The sequence below is a fragment of the Geminicoccus sp. genome, assembly GCF_036263595.1.
Lineage (GTDB): Bacteria > Pseudomonadota > Alphaproteobacteria > Geminicoccales > Geminicoccaceae > Geminicoccus.
In genome coordinates, this window is the sequence record NZ_DATAGQ010000134.1 from 1 (window position 1) to 18,486 (window position 18,486).

The window sequence follows — 18,486 nt, forward strand, 5'->3', positions numbered from 1 at the left end:
GTTGCCCGCCGAGCTTAAGCCCGCCAGCGCCATGGCCGGCATCAGCCAGAGCACCGAGCCGCCGCCGGCCAGCAGCAGCATCGCCAGCACCTGCGGCAGCAGCGACAGCGCCACCAGCCGCCTCGCCCCGATCCGGTCCACCAGGAAGCCGGAGCCCAGCATGCCGATCAGCGAGAAGGCCGCGAACACGGCGACGCTCGTGGCGAACCAGGCGACCGACCAGCCTTTGGCGGCGATCAAGGAGCCCTGGTGGAAGAACAGGGCGGTCAGCACGAAGCTCGGCGCGAACACGGTGGGCAGGAGGAGCAGGAAGCGCCGCTCCATGAGGAGGTCCAGCCGCTCCCGCCATGACGAACCCCGCGCTGGTCCTGGTCCCCTGCGCTCCGGGAGCTGCGCGCGCCGCAAGAGCAGGGCCAGCAGCGGCAGGACGACCCCCAGCACCACGCCGCCCACCACCAGCCAGGTGAAGCGCCAGCCAAGCGTGAACAGGCCGAGCGTGGCCAGCACCGGCAGGATGGCCTGCGACACCGGAAAGCCCAGGCTGCCGATACCCAGCGCCCGTCCCCGCGCCGCGTCGAAGCCGCGCGCCAGGATCGTCATCGAGAGATGCGACATCAGCCCCTGGCCGGTCAGGCGCAGGAGGAAGACGATCGGCAGCAGCATCAAGGGATGGGTGGCCGCCGCCATGCCGAGGCAGGCGGCGGCGAGCACGATCGCGGTCGCCAGCGCGAAGCGCCGGGGCGGCACGTCGTCCACCTTCGCTCCGACCCAGGCCAGCAGCAGGCCGCTCGACAGGGTGGCGATCGAGTAGAGGCTGCCGAACCCGCCGGGACTGAGCGCCAGCTCGGCCTGCAGTGCCGTGGCAAACAGCGCGATGAACCAAGTCTGGCCAGGACCCGACGTGAAGGCGAGCAGGAAGCCGCCGCCGATCAGGTCGGCCTGCCGATAGAGCGGATGGCTCCTGGCCGAAGCGATCCAGGTGTTGCGGGCGGCCACGGTCGCCGGCCTCCGCCGCTCTAGCCCAGCCCCCGCTCCAGGTCCTCGATCAGGTCGGCCGGATGCTCCAGCCCCACGGACAGCCGGATCAGGTCCTCGTGGATTCCGATCCGGCCACGCTCCTCGACCGGCAGGCGCGCATGGGTCGTGGTCGCCGGATGGGTAGCGATGGTGCGGCTGTCGCCGAGATTGTTGGTGATCTCGATCACCTGGAGCCGGCGCAGGAAGTCGAACGCACCGGCCTTGCCGCCACCGGTCCGAAACGACACGAGCGTGCCGCCGGACATCATCTGTCTGGCCGCGATGTCGTGGTGACGGTCGCTGGCAAGACCTGGGTAGCGCACCCGGCTCGATCCCAGCCGCTCGTGCAGCCAGTCCGCCACCTGCGCAGCACTGGCCGCCATCCGCTCCACCCGCAGCTCCAGCGTTTCCAGGCTTTTCAGCAGCACCCAGGCGTTGAACGGCGAAAGGATCGGCCCGGTATGCTTGATGAAGGGGTGGAGGACATCGTCCCTGGTCAGGCGGTCGCAGGCGATCAGCCCGCCCAGGACGCGCCCTTGGCCATCCGCATGCTTGGTGGCCGAGGTCACCACGATGTCCGCGCCGTGCTCGGCGGAACGCTGGCAGATCGGCGAGGCCAGCGCATCGTCGACAACCAGCTTCGCGCCGGCTGCATGGGCGAGATTGGCCACGGCGCCGATGTCGATCAGGTCCAGCGTCGGGTTGGCCGGTGTTTCGACGAGCACGAGGTCGGCCGGCCGGCCCAGCGCCTGCGCGAACCCGTCCATGTCCCAGGCATCCACGAAGTCCACCTGGACGCCATAGCGCGGCAACAGGTCGGTGCAGAGCCACATGCACGAGCCGAACAGGGGCCTGGATGCCACCAGGCGGCTGCCGGCCTTCATCAGCCCGAGCAGCACGCCCTGGATCGCCGCCATCCCGCTTGCGGTCGCGATCGCTGCCTCGGTGCCCTGCAGCTCCGCCCAGCGCTCCTCCAGCGCATGGATGGTCGGGTTGCCAACCCGCGTATAGCAGTACCGTCCACCCGGCTCGCCGAAGCACGGCTCCGCCGCTTCCCCACTCTCGTAGGAAAAGCTCGCGGTGACGAAGAGGGCATCGGACGTTTCGCCGAAGCCGGTACGAAGCCGTGGGCGATGGAGCATCGCGGTGGCACGGCGCAACTTGCTTGCCAAGCTGGCAACTCCGCTGGCGTTGCTCTTCATGAATCGGCCGCCTGGATGCGCTCGCCGGTCCCGCCCGTCAATCGGATGCAGGCACCCCGGTGCCGACGATGTCGCGCAGAAGCGGGATGCCCTCGGCCTTGAGCCTGTCCGCGAGCCCGCGCCGCAGGCGACGGACGAGGCCCGGCCCTTCGCTGACCAGCCCGCTATAGAGCTGGATCGCGTCGGCACCGGCGCGAAACTTCTCATAGGCCCGCTCGACCGAATCGACCCCGCCCACGCCGATCATCGGCAGCTCGGGCAGTTTTTGGCGAAAGCGCGCGAGCAGGGCCGTGGACGGCGCGAACAACGGTGCTCCCGACAGCCCGCCCGTCTCGCCCCGGAACGGCGACCGCAGCCCGGCCGGCCGGGCGACTGTGGTGTTGGAGACGATCAAGCCGTCGGCGCCCTCCTCGACCAGGACCCGGGCGATCGCCTCCTCGTCGGCCTGGTCGAGATCCGGCGCCACCTTCACGAAGAACGGCCGGGTCCGCCCGCCGCTGGCCACCTGGTCGCGCACCGCGCGGACCTCGGCCACCAGCCGCTTGAGCGCGTCCTGTTTCTGCAAGAGCCGCAGGCCCGGCGTGTTCGGCGAGCTGACGTTCAGGACGAGATAGTCGACCAGGTCATGGAGACGGCGCACGCCCAGGCGGTAGTCGTCGACGGGATCGGCGGAATCCTTGTTGGCGCCGACATTGGCACCCAGCACCGGTCCCTTCGGCGACCGCCGTTCCAGCCGCCGCGCCACCGCGTCCAGCCCGTCATTGTTGAAGCCCATCCGGTTGATGACCGCATGGTCCTCGTCCAGCCGGAACACCCTGGGTCTGGGATTGCCCGGCTGGGGCTTGGGGGTCACCGAGCCGATCTCGACGAAGCCGAACCCCATCCGCCCGAGCCCGTCGAAGGCTTCCGCGTTCTTGTCGAAGCCCGCCGCCATCCCGATCGGCACGGGCAGGTCGAGCCCGGCCAGCACCGTGCGCAGGCTCGGTGTGGCGATCGGCCGCCCGGCTGGCAGGAGGGCCGCCGCGCGCACGGCCGCCCGATGGGCGGTCTCAGGCGGCAGGAAACGGAACATCCGGTGCAGCATGCGGTCGGTCAGGCGCCCCGCGCGATGAACTCGGGGTTCTCGAACCCTGGCTTGGCGTAGCCCAGCGGCGAGCCGTCCAGGCGCACGACCTTGCCGCCGGCCGCCTCGAGCACGGCCTGGCCGGCCGCGGTGTCCCATTCCATCGTCCGGCCGAAGCGCGGGTAGAGGTCGGCCTTGGCTTCGGCGACCCGGCAGAACTTGAGCGAGCTGCCGGCCGACACGATGTCGGCGACCTTGTTCTCGGCAAGCCAGGCATCGGTCCGTGCGTCGCGGTGGGAGCGGCTGGCGACCGCGACCGGTTCGGCCGGCACCGGCCTGGCCGCGATCGCTCGGGCACCGTCCTTGTCGCGAAGCGTGGCGCCGTGGCCGAGCGCGCCCCACCAGGCCGTGCCGATCGCCGGGGCCAGCACGACGCCAAGGATCGGCCGCCGGCCCTCGATCAGCGCGATGTTGACCGTGAACTCGCCGTTGCGCGCGATGAACTCGCGCGTGCCGTCCAGCGGATCGACCAGCCAGAACGTGCCGCCGCCGATGTCCGGGATGTTCCCGGCCGCGACCGCTTCCTCGGCGACGACCGGGATGGACGGCGTCAGCACCCGCAGTTCCTCGAGGATCAGGACCTCGGCATCCTGGTCGGCGGCGGTGACGGGCGATCCGTCGGTCTTGGCGGTGGCGGCCGCACCCTGCTCGTAGTGGCGCAGGATGGCTTCCCCGGCACGATCGGCGATGGCGACCAGGCGGGGAAGGAGGAGGACGGGCGGGAACAAGAGCGGGCAACTCCACCGATGGCTGTCGGCCGCGCCGGCAATGCGGCAGGACCTGCGCGCGTTTACCTTTCTTCAACCTGTTTGTGCCAGTGTGAACGGATCACGGGTGGCGCATCGAGATGCCGCGCCGCCCCGGTCGGAGAGCAGCGGCGCGATGCAGTTCGGACAGATGCTGGGCAGGCTGATCGGAAGCGAGCCGGCTGGTGCTGCCGCGCAGGACCATGGACCGGCCGGGCAGCCCTTCGCCCTCTACCCGCCGCGGACGGATCGTGGCCTCGATCCTACCCGGTGGGACATGTTCGCCGCCCGGATCGCCGATCTGCGCAAGCTCCATCTCCTCCAGTCCGAGCAGCGAACCCATGGCTGCCTGCAGATCCTCGACCTCGAGCAGATCCGGCTGCGCTTCGGGCGCCGCTGGATGGATGTGCGGGAAAAGGCCTTTCAGCTGATCGAGCACGCGCTCGACAAGGGGCTGGGCGAGGACGATTTCTACCTGCTGGCCTCGGAGACCCGTCTCTACCTGCTCTGCACCGGGGCACCTCGTCGCGATGCCGACCTGCGCGCCCGCCTGATCGCCGCCGCCATCACCGAGCGCCTGTGCGGCGTCATCCCGGGCGGCGTCGCCGTGCGGGTGAAGTCGCTGGCGGTCGACATGGAGGTGCTGCTGGCCGACGTCGTCAACCTGCACACGCTGGAGGAACGGATCGAGGCGGCGATGCAGGCCGCGGACCGCGCCGAGAAGGAGGCCTTCGCGGCGCTGCGGGCGAGCCTGGCACCATCCTGGCAGCCGGTCCTGTCCCCGCGCCGCGGCATGGTCGGCGCCTACCGCCTGGATCCGGTCATCAGCGGGGAAGGGATGCCGGTCTGCAGCCTGCAGCACCATCATCCCGGTACCGTGAACGGCGTGTTCGACGCGGAAATGGACGGCTGGGCGGTCGAGACGGCCTGTTCGGCCCTGCCGGACACGGTCGCCCGCGGGCGCAAGGCGCTCCTGGTGGTGCCCGTGCACTACGAGACCCTGGCCTCGATCGCGCTGCGCGACCCGTTCTGCCTTGCCTGCCGCAAGCTGCCGAAGGCTTCGGCGCGCCGTCTGCTGTTCGAGGTCCACGACCTGCCCGGCGGGCTGGTGCAGGCGCGGGTGCGCGAGCTGATGGCTTATCTCAGGCCATTCTGCGTCGGGATCCTGGTCCGCCTGGACGGTGCCTATACCGACCATCTGGCCGGCACGGGCATCGTCGGGGTCAGCATGGTCGATCCTTCGCCGGACGACCCGAGCCAGGCGGCGCTGGCCCGCGAGTTCGCCCTGTCCGCCCGCCTGCACGGCCTGCGCTCCTATCTGTTCGAGGCGATCTCCCCTGCCACCTGCCAGCGTGCTGCCCGTGCCGGCATCGACTACCTGGCCGGCAGCGGCTTCATGCCATCCCTTCACCGCCCCGGCCCCGCCATCCTCAGCCACCCGCCGCCCCGCGCCTGAACCTGGCGGACCCGGACAGTGACTAGGACAGGATCCCCAGAACTGGTATATTCTGCACCCTTCATCCGGCGCAGGAGGCTCGCTGTTGCATGTCTCGATCAATGGCACGAACGAACCCGATGCTTCCGCGATCACCATTCCCGGATCCGCCGCCGCGGGAGCGAAGGGTGCAGCCTGGAAGGCCGGATTCTGCATGAACGAACCCGAGCCTGTGCATCCGCAACCGGTGCCGCGAAGCAACGACCGGGACGGCTGTACGAACGAACCCGAGCGCCCTGGCATGGCGTCGGAAGCGTTCGCCACCTCCTGCGGCGCAGGGTCGGGACATGACTGCCGGCCTGCCTCAGCCGGGCTCCGACAGCTCCACGAGACCCAGGGCTTCCGCGCGCCGGCGCATGCCCGGGATCACCTGGTAGACGGCCGGGTCCAGCACCGCGATGTCCTCGATCAGCAGCCGGTCGCGGATGCCGGCAAGCTGCGGGTCGGCCGCCGCCGCCCGCAGGCCCCGCAGCAGTGCTGCTTGGACCTCCTCCGGCACGGCCAGCCCGGTGATGTAGGGCAGGGCGGGCGCCGAGGGCGACCAGGCCAGCACCCGCAGTCCCGCCAGGGCGGCCGGCCGATGCCGCCGCACGAGGCTAAGCGTGGCGCAGTCGATCGCCGCCAGGTCCGCCTGGCCATCTTTGACCGCAGCCAGGCTGGCGACATGGCCGCCGCTCACCCGGATGCTGCCGAAGAACGGCCGCTCACCGCTAGCCTCGGCGGCCATGAGGCGCAGGACGTTGCAGCCGGACTGGCTGTCATGCCCGTTGATGACGACCGCCGCCCCCCGCGTGTCGGCGAAGCTGGCGAACGCTGCATCCTCGCGGACGACGATGGCCGAGCGGTAGAGCGGGCCGCTGCAGCCTTCCGCCCGGTAGCAGGGTGTGGCGAGGTAGCGGACGCGCCCGGCCAGCGCGAAGCTCAGCGGATAGCCGCAGGTCTGCGCGAACAGGAGGTCGGGTGCCGTCCAGACCGTCATCGGCTCGTCCGGGCGGACCAGGGCCGATGGCAGGCCGGCAAGCCCGGCATGGCGGGCGATGCCGGCCCACCAGGCGTCCGTCGCGTCGCGGACCTCCGGCAGGTCGTACATCGGCAGGGATGCCTGCATCAGACCGCCTGCAGGAGGCGGCGCAGGATCGCCGCCGAGCTTGCGGCTACCTCGTCGACGAAGCGCGCGAAGTCGAAGCGGGAGTCCGTGCCTGCCAGGTCCGACAGCGCACGGATGTCCAGCCATGGCGTGCCGAATGCCTCGCACACCTGCCCGAGTGCCCCGCCTTCCATCTCGATGGCACGGCCGCCCAGCTCGCGAAACAGCCGCTCGCGGGTCGCCTCGCAGTGAAGATACTGGTCGCCCGACAGGATGGTCCCGTAGCCGATCTCGGCCGCCCGCCCGCTGCCGGCCGCGGTGACATGGCCGAGGCGAACGTCCTGCAGCGCCGCCTTCACCTTGGCCAGCAGCGCCGGGTCGACCGGGTAGCCCAGCCGGTCGGTCGGGTTGAAGAACGGCACGTGGCCGGCCTGGTAGGTCTGGACCGTGCCGTTCTCGATGACGCCGGCATCGTGCTGGATCGTCCGGTCCGCGACCACCACGTCGCCGATCTGCAGCGCCGGATCGAGGCCGCCGGCAACGCCGCTGAACATGATCAGCCGGCAGCCAAAGCGGTCGCACAGCAGGGTTGCCGTCAGCGCCGTGTTGACCTTGCCGATCCCCGCCCCCACCAGGATGACGTCATGGCCGTCCAGCCGGCCATGGTCGAACCTGAGCCCGGCGACTTCGGTCACGTCGTGGGCGACCAATGCTTGGCGGAGATGCGCAAGTTCCTGGGGAATCGCGCAGATCAGTCCAATCGTCACGGCGAGCTACTCCTGCAAGGCCGGCATGCCGCAGCTCTAGTGTGTTTCGCCGCGGAACGAAATCGCCGCTGCCCGTTCCGCTCGCGCCATCGCGGTCCCATCTGTGCAGCGAAGGCCGTAAGGAGATCCCCGCTTTGAGTCCGGCGCACCTGGACGGAGTCGACCACCTGATCGTGGGCACGCGTGATCTCGCCGCCGCCCGCGCCAGCTATGGGCGGCTCGGCTTCAACCTGACGCCGCGCGGCCGGCATGTCGGCTGGGGCACGGCCAACTACTGCATCATGTTCAAGAACGACTACCTGGAACTCCTGGGCATCGTCGATCCCGCAAAGTTCACCAACGGCCTGGACCGCCTGCTCGAAGAGCGCGAGGGCCTGCTGGGGATCGTGTTCCGTTCCACCGATCCGGCCGCCACCGCGTCGGCCTGGCACCAGGCCGGCCTGCAGCCGGACGGCCCCAAGGAGCTGGGCCGGCTCCTGGAACATGGCGGCGCGGATGGGCAGATGTTGCGCTTTGCCAACATCTATCCCGCCCGTGACGCCATGGCCGGGCTGTCCTTCTTCGCCTGTCACCACCTGACCCCGGAGCTGCTGCGCACCCCGAACTGGCTTTCCCACCCCAATGGGGCGGTCGGCCTGCGCTCGGTGATCTGGCTGGTGCCGGATCCACAGCCGGTCGTCGCCGTGCTGGCCGCCATCTTCGGCAGTGCCGCGGTCACCTGGACCGATGAGGTGGCGGCCGTGCATGCGGGCAGGACGACGCTGCTGTTCGCCAAGGCGGAGGACATCGGGATGCTCCATCCCGAGCTGGCCAGCCTGGACGAGCCCGCATCGCCCGTGCCCGTGGCCATGACCATCTCGACCGAGGAAATCGAGCGCACCGGCCGCTTCCTGCAGCTCCAGGGGGTGACCTACCGGACCGATCCGGCCGGCAGCATCACCGTGCCGCCGGACCAAGCCTGCGGCGTCCTCGTCGAGTTCGTCCGGGCCTGACCTCGTCTTTTGGGGCCTGCCATGCTATCCGCTACCTGTCCTTCGCCATCGAGCCAGCCATGACGCCGCCCAAACAGCCGCTCACGATCGTCCTTGCGAGCCCGCGCGGCTTCTGCGCCGGCGTGGATCGTGCCATCCAGATCGTGAAGCAGGCGCTGGCCGAGAACGGCCCGCCCATCTACGTGCGCCACGAGATCGTCCATAACCGCCACGTGGTCGAGGAACTCGAATCGTTGGGTGCTGTGTTCGTCGAGGAGCTTGACCAGGTTCCCGAGGACGGGATCGTGGTCTTCTCCGCGCACGGCGTGCCCAAATCGGTTCCCGAGGAGGCCAAGCGCCGCCGCCTACTGTTCGCCGACGCCACCTGCCCGCTGGTGAGCAAGGTCCATCGCGAGGTCGAGCGGCACCACAAGGCCGGCCTGACCGTGATCCTGATCGGCCATGCCGGCCATCCGGAAGTGATTGGCACGATGGGGCAGGTCGCCGAGGGCTCGGTCCTGCTGGTCGAGACGGTCGAGGATGTGGCCAGGCTGGAGGTTGTCGACCCCGAGCGTCTGGCCTTTTCGACCCAGACCACTCTTTCTGTCCTGGATACGGCCGGCGTGGTGCAGGCCTTGAAGGAGCGCTTCCCCGCCATCGAGGGTCCCCGCAACGAGGACATCTGCTACGCGACGACCAACCGGCAGCAGGCCATGGCGGCGATCGCCAAAGGTGCCGACCTGACGCTGGTCGTGGGCGCGCCCAACAGTTCCAACTCGATGCGGCTGGTCGAGGTCGCCAAGCGCGAGGGCTCGCGGCGGGCCCAGCTGATCCGCTCGGCGGCCGATATCGACTGGAACAGCTTCGGCGATGTCCGCCGGCTGGCGCTGAGTGCCGGGGCGTCCGCGCCGGAGGTCCTGGTCGAGCAGGTGATCGCAGCAGCCCGCGATCGCTTCGACGTGACTGTCGAGGAAGTGAAGCTGGTCGACGAGAACGTGACTTTCCGTGTACCGCCATTGCCGAAGCGACGTCCTGCCCAGGCCGCCTGAGCCACCTTCGGAGCACGCATGGCGGTCTATACGCCGGTCGATCGAGCCGATCTCGAGCCGTTTCTTGCGGACTATCCGCTGGGGAGGCTGATCGAGCACCGGGGCATCCAGGCCGGGGTCGAGAACAGCAATTTCTTCGTCGACACCGAGCGCGGCCGCTACGTGCTCACCATCTACGAGCGCCGCGTCAATCCGGCCGACCTGCCGTTCTACCTGGGCCTGATGGAACATCTGGCCGAGCGCGGCATCCACTGCCCGCTGCCCATCCACGGCACGGACGGCAAGGTCCGGCGGGAGCTGATGGGCAAGCCCGCGGCGATCGTCACCTTCCTGGAAGGCCACTGCGTCGAGCAGATCACGCCCGCCCACTGCCGGGCCCTCGGTGCCGCCCTGGCCCAGCTCCATCGCGAGGGCCGCGACTTCCCGATCCGCCGTGCGAACGACCTGTCCGTGAAGGGCTGGCGCCGGCTGCTCGACCTGTGCGAGCCGGACGCGGACCGCGTGCTTTCGGGCCTGGCCCAGGAACTTGAGCGGGATTTCCAGGACATCCTCTCCGCCTGGCCAGCCGCACTGCCGGCCGGCGTCATCCATGGCGACCTGTTCCCCGACAACATCTTCTTCCGGGACACCGAGGTCACCGGCATCATCGACTTCTACTTCGCCTGCAATGACCTCCTGGCCTACGATCTGGCCGTCTGCCTGGTCGCCTGGTGCTTCGATGGCCAGCACCTCTTCCTGCCGGAGCGGGCAGAGGCCCTGGTCGAAGGCTACCGGAGCGAGCGACCGCTGGAGCCGGCCGAGAAGGCTGCCCTCCCACGCCTGTGCCGAGGAGCCTCCCTGCGGTTCCTGCTCACCCGTCTCTACGACTGGCTGAACCAGGTCGACGGTGCGCTCGTCCAGCCCAAGGACCCGCTGGAATACCTGGCCAAGCTCCGCTTCTTCCGTACCATGACTGATCCGGCAGCCTGCGGTGTCCGCTGAGACGATCGTGGACAAGGTCGTCATCCACACCGATGGCGGCTGCAGCGGCAATCCCGGCCCTGGCGGCTGGGGTGCGGTCCTGTCCTGGAAGGGGACCGAGCGAGAGCTGTCCGGCGGCGAGGACCTGACCACCAACAACCGCATGGAGCTGATGGCGGCGATCGGGGCGCTGGAAACGCTCAAGCGTCCGATGAAGGTCGATCTCTACACCGACAGCGTCTACCTGCGCGACGGCATCACGCGCTGGATCCATGGCTGGAAGCGGAATGGCTGGAAGACGGCTGCCAGGGACCCGGTCAAGAACGAGGATCTGTGGCGTCGCCTGGACGAGGCCTGCAAGCGCCACGACGTGGACTGGCACTGGCTGAAGGGCCATGCTGGGCATCCCGAGAACGAGCGCTGCGACCGGCTGGCGAGCGCCGAGATCAAGCGGCGCAAGCAGGCGCAGGTCGGCAGCTGACGCTGCCCAAGCATTCGGCACTGGCTGCCGTTGCGAGCGCCAACCTGCCCAATGTTGGGAATGCAAGAACACGAAGGCTGAGATTCCCGTTCCAGATCATTGGGATGGCCTGCGACAGAATTTGTCTTACAACTTTGAAGTTTTGGGCTTGCTGCGTTTGGGTCCTTGATGGATTCTTGCGGGACATGGCCGCGCATTGGCGTCGGCCCTTGGCGCGCGGGCTGCGACCTGCGCAAGCGGGTGCAGGGTCATCCGCACCGAGAGACCCTTGGAGAGAATGATGGCGTTGCGCGTCGAAGAGGCGATTCTGGCCAATCCCGTGGTCCGGCCCGAGCATCCCTTGGACCCGTTGAGCGCGGACGAGATCACGAAGGCTGCGGCGATCATCCGCGACCATTTCGGTTTCGGCGAGAACCTGCGGGTCGAGACGATCGACATCCTGGAGCCGCCCAAGCACGTCGTGCGCAACTATGTGCAGGGCGAGCCTTTCCAGCGGATCGCCCGCTTCAACGCCTATGAGCGTGGCGTCATGGGCGTGTGGATCGGCCGGGTCGACCTGGACAAGGGCGAGGTCGTCGCCAAGGAGTTCCGCAAGAACGCGCGCGCCATGGTGGCGGTCGAGGAGATCCTCGATATCGAGCGCAAGGTGAAGGACCACCCGGAATTCCGCGCGGCCCTGGAGAAGCGCGGCCTGCTCGACGAGGTCGAGTACATGGCCGTCGATCCCTGGACGGTCGGCGACTTCAAGGTCGACAAGGAGCAGAACCGCCGGGTGATGAACTGCTTCATCTGGATGCGCACCTTCCCGCTCGACAACTACTATGCGCACCCGGTCGAAGGCCTGCACGTCCTGGTCGACCTCGCGACGGCCGAGATCATCGAGGTCACCGACCATTTCGAGGAGACCGGTGACTACATCCCGGTCCCGCGCACGCCGCTGAACTACGACTCCGCGATCCTCAAGGAGTATCGCAAGCCCTCCTCGCGGCTGGACGTGATCCAGCCGGACGGACCGGGTTTCGTGGTCGAGGGCAACAAGGTCACCTGGGAGAACTGGGACTTCCGCGTCGGCTTCAATGGCCGGGAAGGCCTGACGCTGCACACGGTGGCCTACACCCATGCCGGCAAGCGCCGCCCGATCATGTATCGCGGCTCGATCGCCGAGATGGTGGTGCCCTACGGCACGCCCGAGCGTTCGCACTACCGCAAGAACGTGTTCGACAACGGCGAACTCGGCTTCGGCCGCATGGCGAACTCGCTGGAGCTCGGCTGCGACTGCCTGGGCTATATCCACTATTTCGACGCGGTCGTGCCGACCAACTTCGGTGAGCCGCGCACCATCAAGAACGCGATCTGCCTCCACGAGGAGGACGCGGGCCTGTCCTGGAAGCACTACGACCTGCGCACCGAGCGCACCGAGGTCCGTCGCGCCCGCAAGCTGGTGATCTCGTCAATCTCGACGATCGGCAACTACGAGTACGCGTCCTACTGGTACCTGCACCAGGACGGCCGCATCGAGTACGAGATGAAGGCCACCGGCATCATCAACACGGCCGCCTGCCATCCGGGCCAGCCTGGCAAGTGGGGCACCGAGGTGGCGCCCGGCGTGGTCGGCCACATCCACCAGCACGTGTTCTGCGCGCGGCTGGACATGGAAGTGGACGGGCCGAACAACACCGTGGTCGAATGCGACACGCTGGTCGATCCGGTCGGCAGCCCGGACAACCCGTACGGCAACGCCTTCTACGTCCAGCAGACCCCGCTCAAGAGCGAGCTCGAGGCGCGTCGCCGGGCCGACTTCGCCACGCAGCGCTACTGGAAGGTCGTGAACAGCGAGGCAAAGAACTGGCTGGGCCAGCCGACGGCCTACAAGCTGGAAGCCAGTTCGGTCGTCCAGCCGTTCACGCATCCGGACAGCCCGTCAGGCAAGCGCGGTCGCTTCATCCAGAACCATCTCTGGGTCACGGCCTACCATCCCGAGGAGCGCTATCCCGCTGGCGAGTTCGTGAACCAGTCGACGGGCGATGACAGCGTCGAGATCTGGACGGAGCAGAACCGGCCGATCGAGAACGCCGACATCGTGCTCTGGCACAGCTTCGGCCTGCACCACCTGCCGCGTCCGGAGGACCATCCGGTACAGCCTTGCGTGGTCTGCGGCTTCAAGCTGATGCCGTCGGGCTTCTTCGACCAGAACCCGGTGATCGACCTGCCGCCGGAGAAGAATGCCGCCAGCAAGCTGCATGGCGGCGGCTCCTGCTGCCATTCGTGATCTCGAGCGGTCGGCGCTGAGCCGCACCGCTGCCCGATCCTGACAAAGGCCCGCACCGGTGCAACCGATGCGGGCCTTTTGCATTCACAGCGGTCAGTTTCTGCCTAAATCACGGGTTTATCTGCGTAAAATTTGGACTTGAGTTTTTGCCGTTCTGCTTGATCCTCTCCCGATAGCCTTCGGCGGTCATCAGAGGTTCGGACAATGGCGCTACGACTCGAGGATACCTTGTCGGCCGGCATGAAAACGCTGCCCGACCATCCGCTTGACCCATTGTCGGGCGAGGAGATCAAGACGGCCGCCGCCGTCATCCGTACCGCCCTCGAGCCGGGCACGAACCTCATGTTCGAAACGATCGACCTGGAGGAGCCTGCCAAGGAGGTCGTGCGCACGCATATCCCGGGCGCTCCGATGCCGCGCAGTGCCAGGTTCAACGTCTACAAGAGGGGCGAGACGGGCGTCTTCAAGGGACTGGTCGATCTGGTCGCCGGCAAGGTCGCCAAGATCGAATTCCTGCCCGACGTCCGGCCGATGATCTCGCCCGAAGAGTTCATGATGGTCGAGGAGGCCGCGAAGGCCGATCCTCGCTTCGTCGCCGCCCTGGAACGACGCGGCTTGAGCGACAAGCTCGACCTGATCTGCGTCGATCCATGGAGTGCCGGCAATTTCGGCGTGCCGGGCGAGGAGAACAAGCGTCTGGCCCACACCTTCGTGTGGATGCGCATGTTCCCGCTGGACAACTACTATGCCCACCCCGTCGAGGGCATCAACGTCGTGGTCGACGTCGACAAGATGGAGGTGATCCGCGTCGACGACTATTTCGCAGAGACGGGCGACTACATTCCCGTGCCGGCAACGCCGGTCAACTACGACAGCGCGATCCTCAAGGACTACCAGCCGCTGCCCAAGCCGCTGGACGTGCTGCAGCAGGAGGGGCCGAGCTTCACGGTTGAGGGCAACAGGGTCAGTTGGCTGGCTGGGATCTGCGGGTCGGCTTCAACGGCCGTGAAGGCCTTGTCCTCCACCAGATCGGCTACACGAAGAACGGCAAGCGCCGCCCGATCATCTACCGCGCGTCGATCGCCGAGATGGTGGTGCCCTACGGCTCCAACGAGCGGGCGCATCACCGCAAGAATGTGTTCGACAGCGGCGAGTACGGCTTCGGGCGGCTGGCGAACTCGCTGGAGCTGGGCTGCGACTGCCTGGGCCACATCCACTATTTCGACGTGGAACTCTCCGACCTGCAGGGCAACCCGCGGACGATCAGGAACGCGATCTGTCTGCACGAGGAAGATGCCGGCCTGGCCTGGAAGCATTTCGACTTTCGTACCGAACGCACCGAAACGCGCCGCATGCGCAGGCTGGTCATCTCCTCGATCACCACGGTCGGGAACTATGAGTACGGCTCGTACTGGTACATCTACCAGGACGGCAACATCGAGTTCGAGATGAAGGCGACCGGCGTCATCAACACGGCTGCTTGCCTTCCGGGCAAGCCTTCCAAATATGCCACCGAAGTGGCGCCGGGCGTGGTCGGACAGATCCACCAGCACGTCTTCTCGGCCAGGCTCGACATGGAGATCGACGGGCCGGCGAATACGGTGGTCGAATGCAACACGGTGGCGCCGCCCATGGGGCCGGACAATCCGCATGGCAACGTGTTCTACCTGGAGGAGACGCCGCTCTCGACCGAGCTGGCAGCCCGGCGCAACGTCGATTTCGACGCGCAGCGCTACTGGAAGATCGTCAACCCGAACGTGTCGAACTGGGTCGGCAAGCCGACCGGCTACAAGCTGCTGCCGACCTCGGCCGTGAAGGCCTACACCCACCCGGATGGACCGTCCGGACAGCGCGCCGGGTTCATCTACAACCATCTCTGGGTCACGCCGTTCTCCCCGGACGAGCGCTACCCGGCCGGCGAGTTCATGAACCACTCGAAGGGCGGGCAGGGGCTGCCGGCCTGGACGGCCAAGGACAGGCCGGTCGAGAACACGGACATCGTGGTCTGGCACAGTTTTGGCTTGCACCACATGCCGAGGGTCGAGGACCACCCGGTCCAGCCATGCGTGCGCTGCGGCTTCATGCTGATGCCGACCGGATTTTTCGACCAGAACCCCGTGATCGACCTGCCCCCTGGCAAGAACCATGCGAGCAGGTCGAATGGCGGGACCAGCTGCTGCTCCGTATAGAACCGATCGATAGAGGGTGTACCGATGAGCCCGAAGAATATCTTGCAGTCCTTCAGCGCCTCGCGTCGCGAACTCCTCAAGCGATCCTCTGCCCTCGCGGCGGGCATCGCCGCCGCCTCGACGCTTCCCCGGGCGGCCTGGGCCGCCCGCGAGAACGAGATGAACATCTATTGCTGGGAGGGCTACAACTCCGACAAGGTGCTCGATCCCTTCCGCACCGAGTTCAACTGCGAGGTCAAGGCGCAGGGCCTGATCTCGGATCCCGATGCGGTGAACCAGCTCCGGGCCGGCGACACCAAGATCTGGGACGTCATCAACCTGAACAACAGCTGGGGCCGCCGCCAGCTCTATCCCGAGAACCTGATCGTCCCGGTCGACCAGGAGCGCTTCCGGCCTCATTGGGAGATGATGCTGCCGGAGTTCAAGTGGCCCTATACCTGGGCGATGTCGGACGACGGCAAGGAGCTGCTCGGCAACATCCAGCGGTTCGGGCCGTCCGGCATGTTGATCAACACTGACGTCGTCTCGCAGGCGACCCTCGAAGACGAGGGCTACGACCTGATGCTCTCGGACGACTTCAAGGGCAAGTACGCCATCCTGATGTACGAGGACTGGGTCGTCATGCACGCGGTGCAGGCGGCAGGCTTCAGCCCGTTCCGCGAGCTGAACGACGACGAGATCGCCAAGTACGAGACGGTGGTCCGCAAGCTGATCAACAACGCGTCGTTCCTGTCCGACGACATGAACGCGATCGCGCTCGGCATCATCAACGGCTCGATCGTCGGAAGTTTTCCGGGCAGCGTCTACACGGTGTCCACCGCGCGCTTCGACGGCAATGCCAACCTGCGCTGCGTCGTGCCGAAGAACGGGGCGGCGGAACTGGCCGGCAAGCACGGTGTCTGCTGGATGGAGCTGACCTCGCTGGTCAACAACCCGCAGCTCTCGCCGCGCGGTGCGGATTTCCTCGAGTATGTCTGGCGCCCGGAGGTCGCGAAGAACGTCTCGTTCGCGGAAGGCACCTTCAACCCGGTGGCCCAGATGGGCGACAAGCGCGTCATGGAGCTCTTCTCGACCGAGGAGCTGGACGCGTTCCAGTGGGACGAGATGTCCGAGCTGATGTCCCGCTGCGCCGACTTCGACACGATCCCGTCCTACCCGAAGCTGCACGCGATCTTCTCGGCTGCCGTGCGCGAGCGGCAGACCTGATCATCTAGCAAGGGCCGGCTCCTGCCGGCCCACCTTCCCGGGCCAAGAACCAGCAAAGAGACCTTCCCACGATGGCGATGATTTCAGCTGCCGAGAAGGCTGCCAAGCCGATCCTTGAACTTCGGGGTGTGGACCGGCACTTCGGGAATTTCGTGGCGGTCGACCGGATCAGCCTGGACATCCACGAGGGCGAGTTCTTCACGATCGTGGGGCCGTCGGGAAGCGGCAAGACCACGATGGTTCGGATGCTGGTCGGCATGGATAAGCCGACCCACGGCGACATCCTCCTGCGAGGCCAGCGCATCAACGACGTGCCGGCCAACAAGCGGCCGACCTGCATGGTCTTCCAGTCCCTGGCCCTGTTCCCGCATCGCACGGTCGGCCAGAACATCGAGTTCCCGCTGAAGATCCGCGGCACTGATCCGGCCGCCCGCAAGAAGCGCGCGCTGGAGCTGATGACGCAGCTTCGCCTGCCGGCCGACTACTACGGCAAGGCGGTGACGCAATGTTCCGGTGGCGAGCGGCAGCGCGTGGCGCTGGCCCGCGCCCTGGCCTTCGATCCCGAGATCCTGTTCTTCGACGAGCCCCTGTCGGCACTGGACTACAAGCTGCGCAAGCTCCTGGAAAAGGAGTTGAAGGACATCCATCGCGAGACCGGGAAGACCTTCGTCTACATCACCCATTCGCTGGAAGAGGCGATGGTGATGTCGGACCGGATCGGCGTGATGAACCGAGGGCGCTTCATCCAGGTCGGCACGCCCAACGAGATCTACGCCTCGCCCTCCGACCGTTTCGTCTCGGAGTTCATGGGCGAGGTCAACATCATCGACGTCCGCAAGCGGCCTGACGGTGCCATCGTCGACGCCGCGACAGGACAGGCCATGGCTGTGCCCTTCGTGCCCGACGCCTTTGAGGCAGGCTCGGTGGTGGTGCGTCCCGAATCCGTGCGCTTTTGCGAGAATGCCGGTGCTGCGGATAACGTGCTGACCGGGACGGTCTACAACGAGTACCTGCTGGGCTCGCGGGTCCAGTACCAGGTGCGGGTGGGCGAGAACCGCACCTTCCTGGTCGAGAAGCTGCGCGAGCAGCGGCTTGGACAGGGCGTGGACCAGCCCGTGACGATCGGGTTCGATACCAAGGACATGATGATCTTCGCCAGCAGCCGCCTGCAGCCATGAGCCTGACTGGCCCGCTCGGACATCGGACAGGGATATTCGACCATGGCAACTGCCGATAGCGCCACGTTCGGCATGGATGCTGCGGCCACGCCCGCAGCCGATCGCGCCCCGCAACAAGGCTCGCTGGCCAGCTGGATCCGTCAGCCGGGCGTCCTGACCGCGATCCCGATGGCACTCCTCCTGCTGCTCGGGTTCGTCGGGCCCTTGCTGCTGGTGGTCGTGTTCGCGTTCATGCCGGCCCAGTCCTTCTCCATCCTGCAGGTGCCGACGCTCGACAATTTTCGCGAGATCTTCGCGACCTCCTACTATCTCTCCTTCCTCGCCTCAATCTGGCTGGCGGCGCTCACTGTCCTGATCCTGCTGGTCGTCTGCTATCCCGTCGCTTTTGCGATGGTCCGGGTGTTCGGCCATCGCGGCAGCCTCCTGGCCGTGCTGATCACCGCCCCTCTGTTCGTCGCGGAGAACCTGCGGCTGCTGGGCTGGGTCCTGTTCCTCGTGAAAGGCGGCGTCGTGTCGGGCAGCCTGCAGAGCCTGTTCGGCCTCCAGGTCGATTCGATGCTCTACACCTCGGCCGCCACGCTGTTCGGCCTGGTCTATGTCTACCTGCCCTTCATGCTGTTCCCGATGACGCTTGGCATCTCGATGGTGCCGCTGCAGATGCGCGAGGCAGCGTTCGACCTGGGTGCGAGCCGCTGGCAGGTGCTGAAGGAGGTCGACATCCCGCTGGCCATGCCCGGCATCATGAT

General features: G+C 67.3%; 16 protein-coding genes and 1 pseudogene. 11 read left to right on the plus strand and 6 right to left on the minus strand.

The window, feature by feature from the left end:
* From VHL31_RS12930 to cysQ, 4 genes are all read right to left on the minus strand, one after another.
* Nucleotides 1-996 (minus strand): MFS transporter (locus tag VHL31_RS12930; RefSeq protein ID WP_329661632.1); only part of this gene is annotated, 996 nt, incomplete at its 3' end.
* Between the two features lie 20 nt (nucleotides 997-1,016).
* Entirely contained in the window at nucleotides 1,017-2,189 is a 1,173-nt protein-coding gene (locus VHL31_RS12935) for a trans-sulfuration enzyme family protein (RefSeq protein ID WP_329661633.1), read from the minus strand.
* Between the two features lie 67 nt (nucleotides 2,190-2,256).
* A complete protein-coding gene (locus tag VHL31_RS12940) occupies nucleotides 2,257-3,303 on the minus strand; it encodes a quinone-dependent dihydroorotate dehydrogenase (protein ID WP_329661634.1) in 1,047 nt (348 codons plus the stop codon).
* An 8-nt stretch (nucleotides 3,304-3,311) separates the two neighbouring features.
* Nucleotides 3,312-4,070 (minus strand): 3'(2'),5'-bisphosphate nucleotidase CysQ, encoded by a 759-nt coding sequence (cysQ, locus tag VHL31_RS12945; RefSeq protein WP_329661635.1) that lies wholly within the window; start codon nucleotides 4,068-4,070, stop codon nucleotides 3,312-3,314.
* Between the two features lie 154 nt (nucleotides 4,071-4,224).
* Here cysQ and VHL31_RS12950 point away from each other — a divergent pair, with 154 nt between their 5' ends.
* Entirely contained in the window at nucleotides 4,225-5,544 is a 1,320-nt protein-coding gene (locus VHL31_RS12950; protein ID WP_329661636.1) for a hypothetical protein, read from the plus strand.
* A gap of 343 nt (nucleotides 5,545-5,887) precedes the next feature.
* Here the strand turns inward: VHL31_RS12950 and VHL31_RS12955 are convergent, their stop codons facing one another.
* Nucleotides 5,888-6,691 (minus strand): phosphate/phosphite/phosphonate ABC transporter substrate-binding protein, encoded by an 804-nt coding sequence (locus VHL31_RS12955; protein ID WP_329661637.1) that lies wholly within the window; start codon nucleotides 6,689-6,691, stop codon nucleotides 5,888-5,890.
* The gene (locus tag VHL31_RS12960; RefSeq protein ID WP_329661638.1) at nucleotides 6,691-7,437 is read right to left on the minus strand and encodes a 5'-methylthioadenosine/adenosylhomocysteine nucleosidase; all 747 of its coding nucleotides are present in this window, start codon (nucleotides 7,435-7,437) and stop codon (nucleotides 6,691-6,693) included. The genes VHL31_RS12955 and VHL31_RS12960 overlap by 1 nt, the downstream gene beginning before the upstream one ends.
* A 134-nt stretch (nucleotides 7,438-7,571) precedes the next feature.
* Here VHL31_RS12960 and VHL31_RS12965 point away from each other — a divergent pair, with 134 nt between their 5' ends.
* The 10 genes and pseudogenes from VHL31_RS12965 to VHL31_RS13010 form a co-directional block, all read left to right on the plus strand.
* Nucleotides 7,572-8,429 (plus strand): VOC family protein, encoded by an 858-nt coding sequence (locus VHL31_RS12965; RefSeq protein ID WP_329661639.1) that lies wholly within the window; start codon nucleotides 7,572-7,574, stop codon nucleotides 8,427-8,429.
* A 59-nt stretch (nucleotides 8,430-8,488) separates the two neighbouring features.
* The gene (gene ispH / locus VHL31_RS12970; protein WP_329661640.1) at nucleotides 8,489-9,457 is read left to right on the plus strand and encodes a 4-hydroxy-3-methylbut-2-enyl diphosphate reductase; all 969 of its coding nucleotides are present in this window, start codon (nucleotides 8,489-8,491) and stop codon (nucleotides 9,455-9,457) included.
* A gap of 18 nt (nucleotides 9,458-9,475) precedes the next feature.
* Nucleotides 9,476-10,438, plus strand: a complete 963-nt coding sequence (locus VHL31_RS12975; protein WP_329661641.1) for a homoserine kinase — start codon at nucleotides 9,476-9,478, stop codon at nucleotides 10,436-10,438.
* 7 nt (nucleotides 10,439-10,445) lie between these two features.
* The gene (gene rnhA / locus VHL31_RS12980; RefSeq protein ID WP_349262429.1) at nucleotides 10,446-10,898 is read left to right on the plus strand and encodes a ribonuclease HI; all 453 of its coding nucleotides are present in this window, start codon (nucleotides 10,446-10,448) and stop codon (nucleotides 10,896-10,898) included.
* A 280-nt stretch (nucleotides 10,899-11,178) separates the two neighbouring features.
* On the plus strand, nucleotides 11,179-13,167 hold the full coding sequence (locus tag VHL31_RS12985; protein ID WP_329661643.1) for a primary-amine oxidase: 1,989 nt from the start codon (nucleotides 11,179-11,181) through the stop codon (nucleotides 13,165-13,167).
* Nucleotides 13,168-13,407: 240 nt separating this feature from the next.
* Nucleotides 13,408-13,923 (plus strand): annotated as a pseudogene (locus VHL31_RS12990) (tyramine oxidase); the annotation flags it as partial.
* Nucleotides 13,924-14,135: 212 nt separating this feature from the next.
* Entirely contained in the window at nucleotides 14,136-15,356 is a 1,221-nt protein-coding gene (locus VHL31_RS12995) for a hypothetical protein (RefSeq protein WP_329661644.1), read from the plus strand.
* Nucleotides 15,357-15,380: 24 nt separating this feature from the next.
* Nucleotides 15,381-16,562, plus strand: a complete 1,182-nt coding sequence (locus tag VHL31_RS13000) for a PotD/PotF family extracellular solute-binding protein (protein ID WP_329661645.1) — start codon at nucleotides 15,381-15,383, stop codon at nucleotides 16,560-16,562.
* A 71-nt stretch (nucleotides 16,563-16,633) separates the two neighbouring features.
* Nucleotides 16,634-17,740, plus strand: a complete 1,107-nt coding sequence (locus tag VHL31_RS13005; RefSeq protein ID WP_329661646.1) for an ABC transporter ATP-binding protein — start codon at nucleotides 16,634-16,636, stop codon at nucleotides 17,738-17,740.
* A 42-nt stretch (nucleotides 17,741-17,782) separates the two neighbouring features.
* A partial coding sequence (locus VHL31_RS13010; RefSeq protein WP_329661647.1) for a hypothetical protein occupies nucleotides 17,783-18,486 on the plus strand: 704 nt, incomplete at its 3' end.